Raw genomic sequence first — 10,405 nt, forward strand, 5'->3', positions numbered from 1 at the left:
CTCGGCTCACCATTTCGACAGCGCGCGGTCGAGCGTCTCGGCCAGTTGCTCGGCATTGTCCCTGGAAAAGGGCAGCGGCGGCCTGATCTTCAGCACATTGCCGCGTGGGCCACAGGACGAAATCAGCACACCGTCCTCGCGCATGGCTTCGACGACGGAAGAAGTCTTGGCAGCGGCGGTGGCCCCATCTTCCGCCGTCAGCTCGACGCCGAAATAGAGGCCATTGTGCCTGACGTCGGCGACCATGCCGTGCCGGCTTTGCAAGGCGCGAAGCAGGTTCCTCGTATAGGCACCGACTGTCCGCGCGTTCTCGATCAGCCCCTCGCCCTCGATCACCTCGAGCACGGCGATGCCGACGGCGGCTGCGACCGGATTGCCGCCGAAGGTGTTGAAGTAGCCGGTGTTCGAACCAAACGAGCTCACCAGCTGCGGCCGCACGATCACCGCACCCATTGGATGCCCGTCGCCGATCGGCTTGCCCAACGTGACGATATCAGGCTCGAGGCCATAATTGGCGAAGCCCCACATGCCGTGGCCAAGCCGGCCGAAACCGGACTGGACCTCGTCGGCAATGACGATGCCGCCGGCTTTCCTGACGTGATCGGCTGCCTCGCGGATGACAGAACCATCGGGGAAGAAAATGCCATCGCTGGAAAAGGCCGAATCGAGCAGCAGCGCCGCCGGGCGGATGTTTTGGGCGCGCATGTCGTCAATGGCGGCGGCGACATTCCTGGCGAAATCATCCGCGGCGCGGCCGCCGTCCCGGAAGGTGTCCGGCGCTGCCACGGCTCGATGATGCGCGGGTACGCCCTTGGCGCCGACCGCCGCCGGCGACAGCTGCGCGGTGGCGATGGTGGCGCCGTGATAGGCGAAGTCGGTGATGATCACGCCGGTGCCGCCGCTCGAATGCTGGGCGATACGGATGGCGAGGTCGTTGGCCTCGCTGCCGGTGCAGGTGAACATAGCGTGGCCGAGATGGGGCGGAAGCGTGCCGAGAAGTTTTTCCGCGTAGTCGAGGATGATCTCGCTTAGATAACGCGTGTGCGTGTTGAGCGTGGCTGCCTGCCCCGACAATGCCTCGACGACGCGCGGATGGCAGTGTCCGACCGAGGCGACGTTGTTGTAGGCATCGAGGAATTTTCGGCCCTGCGCATCGTAGAGCCAGACACCGCTGCCACGCACCAGATGGATCGGGTTGCGATAGAAGGCGCGATAGGTCGGTCCGAGCAACCTGGCGCGGCGTTCAAGCAGCGCGCGCTCGGCATCGGCAGAAGCACTTGCAGGCGAGGGCTGGGACACTGGCATCTACTCCGGCTTGGAATGGTCGAGAAAATAGCGGCGGGCTTCAGCGGATGAGAGACCGTTCAGCCGTTCGAGCGAGGCCCAGACTTGGGTGATGAGGCGCAGGACATAGTCACGTTTGGCCGGAAACCGCTCGGCCTGCCAGCTGGCTATATTGGCGATGAGTGCGAGGCGGGCACGAATGAGGTGGAAGAGGATGCCAAGCTCTTCAATCTCGAGCGGCTGCACGGACTGATAACCGGCGACGAAGCGTGCCGCAGGCGCCAACGGATGACCTTCAGCCGGCCAACGATAGACGGCACCGATGGCGAGATCGCAGATCAGCGGCGAGTGGATCATGTCGCCGAAATCGAGAATGCCGCTGACCATTTCCGGCCGCGAGGCATCCATCACTACATTGTAGGAGTTCATGTCGTTGTGGACGATCTGCGCGCGCAGCCCGGGGATGACCGGCGCCGCGTGCTGCTCGAAAGCGTCGATGACGCGCTCGACCATGGCGCGATGGCGGGCATCGGCGATGTACGCCAGCATGGGCCGTGTCTTGGCGACCTTGCGGATGTCCCACAAAAGGTCGCTGCCGGCGGCCGGATGGAAGAAGCCGCGCAGTGCCCGGCCAAGCCTGGCGAGGAAGATGCCGAGATTGCGATCCTGCGCCGCTGACGTGGGCGAGCGCGAAAGCAACTGGCCGGGCAGATAGGTAACCAGCCGGACGACGCGCGGCGCCGATCCGCCGACGCTGACCATAAACTGCGCTTCGCCTTCGAGGCTCTTGCGCACCGAGGGAACGGGCAAGGCCGGGTCGACCGTCATGATATGATCGAGCGCCTTGTTCTGGAAATCGGTGAAGCCGGCCTCTTCCGCCGGATGCGAGACCTTCAGGACGAACTCGCCCTCGCCTTCTGTCTGGATATGGAAATTATGGTCGCGCTCGCCCGGCAGCGGGCGCGCACTGCCGGTGAGCCCGTAGTGCCGGCGCAATATGGCAAGCGCCTCGGCGATCGAAACGTCAGGGGCATTCTCGGCGAGCGTTTCGCCGAAGGCATCCGACACGGCCGCGTTCATGACCTGACCTCGGCATCAACGGGTTCGAGACCGCACCAGTCGGCGATGAAGAGCGCGATGGTCTGGGTGACCTTGCGCACTGAGTCGAGATCGACGGCCTCGTCATAGCCATGCGGCATGCGGCAGATGGGGCCGTAGACGATCGCCGGCGTGTCGGCATAAAGGCCGAAGAAGCGCGCATCGGTGGTGGCGGAGGTGACATGTTCCGTCAGCGGCTCGCCCCACACGGCGGTATGGCTGCGCCGCAGTACGGCTTCCATCCCGTCAGCGCCTTCCAGCACATAGCCCTCGGCCACAAAGCCGTTATAGGTCATCCTGGGCGGGCGATTGGCGAGGAACGGATCGGCGCGTGCCGCATCGGCGATGCAGGCCTCCAGTTCGGCTCTCGCATCCTCCAGCTTCTGGCCGGGATAGGTCGCGACACGCATCTCGAAGACGCAGCGCGCTGGAACGCTCGATGTCCACTCGCCGCCCTCGATCTTGCCGAGGTTGAAGCGGATGGGGTGCGGATGATCGCAAAAATGCGGATCATCGACTTTCCTCGCGTTCCAGACGATTTCGAGCTGCTTCAGCGCCTGGATGATGAGGAAGGCCTTTTCGATGGCGTTGGCGCCGGCCGAGAAAGCGCCCGACGCGTGCTGCGGATCGCCGTCGACCTCGACCCTGAACCAGATCGGCCCGACCTGCGCCCGCATCAGCCTTGGCTCCAGCGGCTCAGGAATAAAGGCGGCGTCGGCGCGGTAGCCGCGCTGCAGGCAAGCGAGCGCGCCGTTGCCGGTGCACTCCTCCTCGACCACCGACTGCAGGAACACTTTCGCCGCCGGCTGGTAGCCAAGGCCGCGCAAGGCGGCCAGGGCATAGAGGCAAGCCGACAGGCCGGCCTTCATGTCGCCGGCGCCACGGCCATGCATCCAGCCATCCTCGATCGCCGGATCGTAGGGGTCGCGCAGCCAGCGGTCGAGCGGTCCTGTCGGCACCACATCGATATGGCCGTTGAGGATCAGCGAGCGACCGGTGGCATTTTTCGGCGTATGGGTGGCGACGACGTTGAAGGCGTCATCGTAGGACACCGCCACGGGTGAAAATCCGGGCAGGTCGCGGATCGCATCGACATCGACACGCCACATATCGACCGCATAGCCATTGGCTTCATAGGCAGCCGCCATGAAGGATTGCGCGGCGTGTTCCTCACCGCGTTGCGAGGGAAAGCGTACGAGGTCGGCCAGGAAGGCAAGTTGACGATCGAAGCCATCGTCGACCGCCCGCAAAATGGCTTCATCCGCAATCCGCTCAGGCATGATATTCCGCTTTCCCAGGGATGATGTATCATATCTCATATGCCATTACCCGGAAAGGCAAGAAGACAGGCGGGCCAAAATCATGGCCCACCGCTGGAGCCTCTTGGCAGGCGGCCGCAGAGTTGGCATCAGCTTGAAATGCCGGCAAGGCTGCGCGGCGGAAGATCGAGGACAGATGCAAGTCACCGAAGGCTCATTGCCGGATGAAACCACCGATCTCGCGTCCGGCTACCGGCGCGTGCCGGCCGGCAAGATCGTCAATGCGGTGACGTGGATGGAGGCGCGTGCCCCGGTGCAGGGTCTTTCGCATCCACTTGCGATGAGCCGCGTCACCCAGCCCGACCCCGCCATCTACCGCGCAGTCTTCTTGGAGATCGGCGCTCCCTGGCTCTGGGATCGCGCCGCCGAAATGTCGGACGCCGACATCGCGGCGCATTTCGCCGACCCACGCCAGCATCTCCATTACGGCCACGACGAAAACGGCGGCCATGTCGGCATGGTCGAATTCTCGGTCGCCGACAGCAACGAGATCGAGATCACCTATTTCGGCCTGTTCCCCTCTTTCACCGGCCGCGGCTTCGGCAAACGGCTGATGGCGGGCGCGCTCGATCAGGCATGGCGCCTAGAGCCCAGCCGCATCTGGCTGCACACCAGCAGCTTCGATCATCACAGCGTCATCGGCTTCTACAGAGCTTGCGGATTTGAACCCTATGCAGCTGGTTTCGAAATCACCGACGATCCGCGGATCAAGGGAACCTTGCCGCGCGATTGCGCGCCGCAAATTCCCCTAATCGAAACGGAATGGGTGCCCGGCGCCAGATGAGACCGTCGTCGCAATCCGCCAGTCTGGCATCGGCTCACCATCGGCGGTGGGTACGGCGCGAGAACATCCTGTCAAGGCTGGAGCGGCACGTCGACACGCGCATCGTGCTGTTTGCCGCCCCCGCCAGCTTCGGCAAATCGACGACGATGGCGCAAGGGCAACCGAGGTCGCGCGCCGCCGTAGGGCAAGATCCGCGACGATGCCAGCAACAATCACACGCTCTGCCATTCCTATGTCGGCAAGGCGGCGGCGGACGGCATCGGCTATGAGATCGTCAAGGATTTCGGCACCATCGCGCCGGTGACGCCCTACTGCAAGCTGTAGGACTTCCGGCTGCGCGCGATCTGGACTTCCACGCCGCGCAGCCGTCATATCGGCAACCGTCAGGTCGCCTGCGGCGCCGGCAGCCGTTCGCGCAATTCGTCGACAAGCACCCTGGTGTTTTCGGAATAGTCGATGGGCACGACGACGAGATGCACGCCGCCGGTGAAGGCCTGTTCCAGCGTCGGCCGCAACTCGGCGATCGCGCCGACCCTGGTCCCTTTGGCGCCATAGGCCTCGGCGTATCTGACGAAGTCGGGATTGCCGAAGGTCATGCCGAAATCCGGGAATTCGTCGACCGCCTGCTTCCAGCGGATCATGCCATACGCATGGTCTTCCAGCAGCAGGACGACGAGGTTCAGCTTGAGCCTGACAGCCGTCTCCAGTTCCTGGCTGTTCATCATGAAGCCGCCATCGCCGCAGATGGCCATGACACGACGCTGGGGATAGAGCAGCGCCGCCATCATCGCAGACGGCAACCCGGCGCCCATGGTGGCCAGCGCGTTGTCGAGCAACAGCGTGTTTGCCATGCGCGTGCGGTAGTTGCGCGCGAACCAGATCTTGTACATGCCGTTGTCCAGCGCGAGGATGCCGTCGGCCGGCATCACGGCGCGCACGTCGTGCACGATGCGCTGCGGCGTGAAGCGGTCTTCGGTGGCGCGCGCGGCGATTCGGCTCAAAATGCCTTCGCGCAGCGGCAGCAGCGCCTGCGCGTTGGGGATCTTGCCTTCGATGCGGTCGGCCAGCAGCGCCAGCGACGGGCCGAGGTCACCGACAATCTCGGCTTGCGGGAAATAGACCTGCTCGACATCAGCCGACTGGTAGCCGACATGAATGACCTTCGGTCCCTTCGCGCCCATGATGAAGGGCGGCTTCTCGACCGTGTCGTGGCCGATGGTGATGATCAGATCGGCCTGTTCGATGGCCTCGTGGACATAGTCGCGCTCCGAAAGCGCCGCCGTTCCCATGTAAAGTTCGGTGCCGCCGGGCACGGTGCCCTTGCCCATCTGCGTGGTGAAATAGGGAATCTGCGTGCGCAGCACGAACTGGGCGACGTCGGGGGTCACGCGCGGCCGTGACGCCGCTGCGCCGAACATCAGCAGCGGACGCTTGGCCTCGAGGATCATGCGGGCGGCGCGATCGAGCGCGCCAGCGCTGGCCAGGGGCAACTCGACCGGATGCGTCGGCACCAACGCAATCGGTTCGCACTCCGCCGCCGCGATGTCTTCCGGCAGTTCCAGGTGCACGGGGCCGGGGCGCTCTTCCTGGGCGACGCGGAAGGCTTCGCGCACCAGCGACGGGATCATCTTCGGCGAGACGATCTGGCGCGACAGCTTGGTCAGCGGCTTCATCGCCGCAACGATGTCGACGATCTGGAAGCGCGCCTGCCTGGACGACAGGATGCCCTTCTGGCCGGTGATCATGATCATAGGCATCGCACCGAGCAGCGCATAGGCCGAGCCGGTCGTCAGGTTGAGCGCGCCAGGGCCGAGCGTGGTGATGCACACTCCTGCCTTGCCGGTGAGCCTGCCATAGGTGGCGGCCATGAAGGCGGCCGCCTGCTCGTGGCGGGTCAGGATCAGCTGGATCGACGAGCGGCGGATGGATTCGACGATGTCGAGATTTTCTTCGCCCGGAATGCCGAAAATCCGATCGACCCCTTCATTCTCGAGGGCCGCCACGAACAGATCCGAACCCTTGGTCATGAACCCTCTCTCCTGCGATGCGCGCATTTCGTCAGCCATCTTCATATGGCACCGGAACGCGACGCCTCAAAGAGCGCAAGTCGTCTACTGGCGATCACGCCATCATTTTCGGCAAGGCGGCCGTCAATGCGTCGACGGCCAGCCGGACCTTGAGCGGCAGATGCGGCGTCTGCAGCCAGAGTGCATGACAGTCGTAGGGATAGCGTGGCTGGTCCGGCAACAGTTCGACCAGCGCGCCGGCCTGGATGCGCTGGCGAGCCAGCCAGTAAGGCAACCACGCCAGCCCCATGCCGCCGACAGCGGCATCGGCGATGGCATCGAGATCGTCGAGCCGCAGCCGGCCGTTTGGGATGAACTCGAGCGCGGCTTGTCCTTCGCGCGCGAACAGCCAGGGCTGAACGATCATACCGAGCCGGCGATAGACAATCGCCTGATGATCGGCGAGATCTGCGATCCGCAGTGGTTCGCCATGAATTTCGAGATAGGAAGGCGCGGCACAGACGACCATGTCCTGGCGTGCAACACGGCGCGCGATCACGCCGGCCTTGTCGTCCAGCTCACCGGTCCGGATGGCGAGGTCGTAGCCATCCTCGACAAGATCGGCAAAGCGGTCGCTGAGCGAGAGGTCGAGCTCCAGCATCGGATACCGCCGCGCCAGTTGCAGCAATACGGGAGCCACGCAGTGGCGGCCGAAATGCGCAGGCATGGTGACGCGCAATTTTCCGCGCGGTTGCGAGAGCTGGTCGGCGGCGAGTGCATCGGCGGCCTCGGCCTCGGCCAGCACCAGGCGGCACCGCTCATAGTAGGCGCGGCCGAAATCGGTCAGGCTCTGGCGGCGCGTGGTCCGGTTGATAAGACGCACGCCAAGTCTGTCCTCAAGGAACCGGACGTGCTTGCCGACCATCGGTCCAGATAGATCGAGCGCTGAGGCGGCCGCTGCGAACGAGCCGAGATCAACCGCCCTGACGAACACGGCCATGCTTTCAAGCCTATCCATATTCGAAACTCCTGGTTTCTACTGTACAATCTGAATAGCCATTTATCGCCAACAGGCTTCGCATCATAGCTCATTTGGTTCAGATAATTTGGAGTTGGCCGAATGACCCGTGTAGTCCGCTTTCACCAGCATGGTGGTCCCGAGGTCCTGCGCATCGAGAAGGTCGACCTGCCCCCACCGGGCCAGGACGAGGTTCAGATCCGCGTCAGGGCATTCGGCCTCAACCGCGCCGAGGCGCTGCTGCGCGCGGGCAGCTATATCGAGACACCCGCCCTCCCCTCCGGGCTCGGGCTGGAAGCGGCAGGCATCATCGAGGCAATCGGCGAAGGCGTGACAGGGCTGGCGCCCGGTGACGCGGTCAGTGTCGTCCCGCCGCAATCGATGGTCCGCTGGCCGGCCTACGGTGAGCTTGTCACTTTCCCCGCCGGGCTCATCGTCAAACATCCGCCGTCCCTCGACTGGCAAACCGCGGCGGCGGTTTGGATGCAGTACCTCACTGCCTACGGCGCCCTGATCGATATCGCCAGGTTGAACAGTAGAGATGCCGTTGTCATCACCGCGGCCTCGAGCAGCGTCGGACTTGCCGCGATCCAGATCGCCAACAGGGTCGGCGCGACAGCGATCGCGGTGACGCGGACATCCGCAAAGAGACAGGCCCTGCTTGACGCCGGAGCGGCTGAAGTCGTGGTCCTCGCAGACGAGGATCTTGCCATGCGGCTGAGTGGGATCGCTGGGCAGAATGGCGTGCGCGTCGTGCTCGATGCGGTCGGCGGCCCGATCTTCGAACCGCTGACGGCGGCCATGTCGAAAGGCGGCGTTCTGATCGAATATGGCGGCCTCAGCAGCGACCCGACGCCGTTTCCGTTGCCTGCGGTACTGGGCAAGACGCTGACGTTGCGCGGCTATCTCGTCCACGAGATCACCGGCAATCCTGAGAAGTTGGAGGCTGCCAAGGCATTCGTCCTCGAAGGGCTTGAGGACGGCACGCTGAGGCCGATCATCGACAGAACGTTTCCATTCGACCAGATCGTCGAGGCGCATCGCCATCTCGAATCGAACGAACAGTTCGGCAAGATCGTCGTCACCGTTTGAGCAGCAATCATTCTCGCCGGCAATATTGCCCCTTGAAGGGGCCGGCCCGCGTTCCTAAATCCCGAATGCGGGCCGGGCCCCTCTGACTGTCGCTTCTCGCGACCGTGATGTCGGACCGCTTCAACGGGCCCGTTTCCATTCCTTTCGGTCGAGCGGGCTCATTCCTTTCTGGTTAGGAGCCCCTGATGACATCATCTCTCCTTGGTATGGTTTGCCCCTCCTGCCGTGTCGCCCTCGTGATGAGCGAACGCCAGGGGATCGAGATCGACTACTGTCCGCAGTGCCGCGGCGTCTGGCTTGATCGTGGCGAACTCGACAAGATCATCGAACGGTCCGGCAGGGATGCGTCGCCCGCGCCGCAAGCGCAGCCCGCGCCATTTGCCCAGCCGCAACACAGCCGGGACCGCGATGACGACTATTCCCGCTCGCATGGCCAACGCTATCCGAAGCGAAAGAAGTCATTCTTCGAAGAGTTGTTCGATTGACGGCATGACGCCCGCCACCCGGCCAGCGCCTTGCTGAAACTTCCGAAACCACATCGATAAGGTCCTATCAGATGATTTCCCGCACAAGCCGAATAGCTACCCTCTTTGCCGGCCTGTTCCTCGCCTTCTCCATGGTCGCGATCGATCATGCCGAGGCGCGGCGCGGCGGCAGCTTCGGCAGTCGTGGCACGCGCACCTTCCAGTCGGCACCGCCGACCCGGACCGCGCCGGCGCCGACCGCGCCGGTCGAGCGTTCGATGACACCCAACACCGGCGTGAACAATGCAGCCCGGCAGCCGCAGGCCGGCCCGCAGAGACCCGGCTTCATGAGCGGCTTCGGCGGAACGATGATGCGTGGCCTGTTGCTCGGCGGCCTGATCGGACTGCTCGTGGGCCAGGGTTTCGGCGGCCTCGCCGGCATGTTCGGATTCCTGCTCCAGGCCCTGCTCATCGGTGGCGCAATCATGCTGGCCATCAGGTTCTTCCGGTCGCAGTCCGCGCGTGGCCCCGCGCCCGCGCTCGCCGGCATGGGCAATGCCCAGGCTTCGCGGTTTGAGAACCGCGCAACGGCACAGCAGGAGACCGGAACCGCAGGCTCCTTCACCATTCCTGGCTTTGGCGGCGGTTCGAACGGAGACCATGAGGCCACCCGCTCCGAGGAGATCACGCTGGCCCAGACCGACCTCGACGCCTTCCAGCAGTTGTTGACCGAGGTCCAGGAAGCATTCGGCCGCGAGGACCATGCCGCATTGCGCCGGTCGGTGACGCCCGAGATGGTGTCCTATCTGTCGGAAGAACTGGCCGACAATGCCCAGAAAGGTCTCAGAAACGAAGTGTCCGATGTCACCCTGCTGCAGGCCGACATCGCGGAAAGCTGGCGCGAGGATGACCGCGACTACGCCACCGCCGCATTGCGTTATGAGTCGCGCGACGTGATGCGCGAACGGGCGAGCGGCAAGGTCGTCGAGGGCGACGAGGGCCATCCCACCGAGACGACCGAGTTGTGGACGTTCACGCGTCAGAACGGCTCGAACTGGAAGCTCTCGGCGATACAAGAGACTTGAGCCTGGTGAGTTTACTGGGGCGTAGTGACGATTTAACGGGTTGGGATTCCCAAGGAAGGGCAAATCAGATTCAACGCTGATTTTTNGAGGTNAGCGATGGACTGCGATGCGCTTCGAGAGGATCAGTNGGAACGGATCAAGNGNTTTGTGCCTGGCGGTACGAAGGGCAAGCGCGGCCCGCGCACCGACAACCGGAAGTTCCTCGATGCCCTGCTGTGGATGGCCCGCTCGGGTGGGCGCTGGCGTGATCTACCC

At 64.0% G+C, this 10,405-nt stretch carries 10 protein-coding genes; 5 read left to right on the plus strand and 5 right to left on the minus strand.

Annotation, left to right across the window (positions count from 1 at the left end):
* Positions 1 to 6: 6 nt before the first annotated feature.
* The 3 genes from M653_RS0120950 to M653_RS0120960 are packed head-to-tail and all read right to left on the minus strand — an operon-like array spanning position 7 to position 3,662.
* Entirely contained in the window at positions 7 to 1,305 is a 1,299-nt protein-coding gene (locus tag M653_RS0120950) for an aspartate aminotransferase family protein (protein WP_027145099.1), read from the minus strand.
* Positions 1,306 to 2,364: a phosphotransferase gene (locus M653_RS0120955; RefSeq protein WP_027145100.1), complete on the minus strand. Its 1,059-nt coding sequence runs from the start codon at positions 2,362 to 2,364 to the stop codon at positions 1,306 to 1,308.
* Positions 2,361 to 3,662 carry an ArgE/DapE family deacylase gene (locus M653_RS0120960; protein WP_027145101.1) on the minus strand — a complete coding sequence of 434 codons (1,302 nt, stop codon included), beginning with the start codon at positions 3,660 to 3,662 and terminating at the stop codon, positions 2,361 to 2,363. Before M653_RS0120960 ends, M653_RS0120955 begins: the two co-directional genes overlap by 4 nt.
* A 175-nt stretch (positions 3,663 to 3,837) precedes the next feature.
* Here M653_RS0120960 and M653_RS0120965 point away from each other — a divergent pair, with 175 nt between their 5' ends.
* Positions 3,838 to 4,485, plus strand: coding sequence for a GNAT family N-acetyltransferase (locus M653_RS0120965; RefSeq protein WP_027145102.1), 648 nt, complete (start codon positions 3,838 to 3,840; stop codon positions 4,483 to 4,485).
* A 383-nt stretch (positions 4,486 to 4,868) separates the two neighbouring features.
* On the opposite strand, the gene M653_RS0120970 is transcribed toward M653_RS0120965, so the two are convergent.
* Together M653_RS0120970 and M653_RS0120975 are read right to left on the minus strand one after the other, a co-directional pair.
* A complete protein-coding gene (locus M653_RS0120970; protein ID WP_027145103.1) occupies positions 4,869 to 6,512 on the minus strand; it encodes an acetolactate synthase large subunit in 1,644 nt (547 codons plus the stop codon).
* A 94-nt stretch (positions 6,513 to 6,606) separates the two neighbouring features.
* Complete coding sequence (locus M653_RS0120975; RefSeq protein WP_027145104.1) at positions 6,607 to 7,509, minus strand: LysR substrate-binding domain-containing protein; 903 nt, start codon at positions 7,507 to 7,509, stop codon at positions 6,607 to 6,609.
* 102 nt (positions 7,510 to 7,611) lie between these two features.
* Between M653_RS0120975 and M653_RS0120980 the strand changes: the two genes are divergently transcribed.
* From M653_RS0120980 to M653_RS1000000135865, 4 genes are all read left to right on the plus strand, one after another.
* Complete coding sequence (locus M653_RS0120980; protein ID WP_027145105.1) at positions 7,612 to 8,601, plus strand: zinc-dependent alcohol dehydrogenase family protein; 990 nt, start codon at positions 7,612 to 7,614, stop codon at positions 8,599 to 8,601.
* 185 nt (positions 8,602 to 8,786) lie between these two features.
* On the plus strand, positions 8,787 to 9,086 hold the full coding sequence (locus M653_RS0120985; RefSeq protein WP_027145106.1) for a zf-TFIIB domain-containing protein: 300 nt from the start codon (positions 8,787 to 8,789) through the stop codon (positions 9,084 to 9,086).
* Between the two features lie 71 nt (positions 9,087 to 9,157).
* Complete coding sequence (locus M653_RS0120990; protein WP_027145107.1) at positions 9,158 to 10,150, plus strand: Tim44 domain-containing protein; 993 nt, start codon at positions 9,158 to 9,160, stop codon at positions 10,148 to 10,150.
* 96 nt (positions 10,151 to 10,246) lie between these two features.
* On the plus strand, positions 10,247 to 10,405 hold a 159-nt coding region (locus M653_RS1000000135865), incomplete at its 3' end, for a transposase (RefSeq protein ID WP_156938234.1).

It is taken from the genome of Mesorhizobium sp. WSM3626 (assembly GCF_000513935.1).
Classification (GTDB): Bacteria; Pseudomonadota; Alphaproteobacteria; order Rhizobiales; family Rhizobiaceae; genus Mesorhizobium; species Mesorhizobium salmacidum.

Bases quoted from the DNA above. Each gene is read 5' to 3' on its own strand.
- M653_RS0120980 (WP_027145105.1), top strand. From the start codon at position 7,612: ATGACCCGTGTAGTCCGCTTTCACCAGCATGGTGGTCCCGAGGTCCTG.
- M653_RS0120970 (WP_027145103.1), bottom strand. From the start codon at position 6,512: ATGACCAAGGGTTCGGATCTGTTCGTGGCGGCCCTCGAGAATGAAGGG.
- M653_RS0120960 (WP_027145101.1), bottom strand. From the start codon at position 3,662: ATGCCTGAGCGGATTGCGGATGAAGCCATTTTGCGGGCGGTCGACGAT.
- M653_RS0120985 (WP_027145106.1), top strand. From the start codon at position 8,787: ATGACATCATCTCTCCTTGGTATGGTTTGCCCCTCCTGCCGTGTCGCC.
- M653_RS0120950 (WP_027145099.1), bottom strand. From the start codon at position 1,305: ATGCCAGTGTCCCAGCCCTCGCCTGCAAGTGCTTCTGCCGATGCCGAG.
- M653_RS0120955 (WP_027145100.1), bottom strand. From the start codon at position 2,364: ATGAACGCGGCCGTGTCGGATGCCTTCGGCGAAACGCTCGCCGAGAAT.
- M653_RS0120990 (WP_027145107.1), top strand. From the start codon at position 9,158: ATGATTTCCCGCACAAGCCGAATAGCTACCCTCTTTGCCGGCCTGTTC.
- M653_RS0120975 (WP_027145104.1), bottom strand. From the start codon at position 7,509: ATGGATAGGCTTGAAAGCATGGCCGTGTTCGTCAGGGCGGTTGATCTC.
- M653_RS0120965 (WP_027145102.1), top strand. From the start codon at position 3,838: ATGCAAGTCACCGAAGGCTCATTGCCGGATGAAACCACCGATCTCGCG.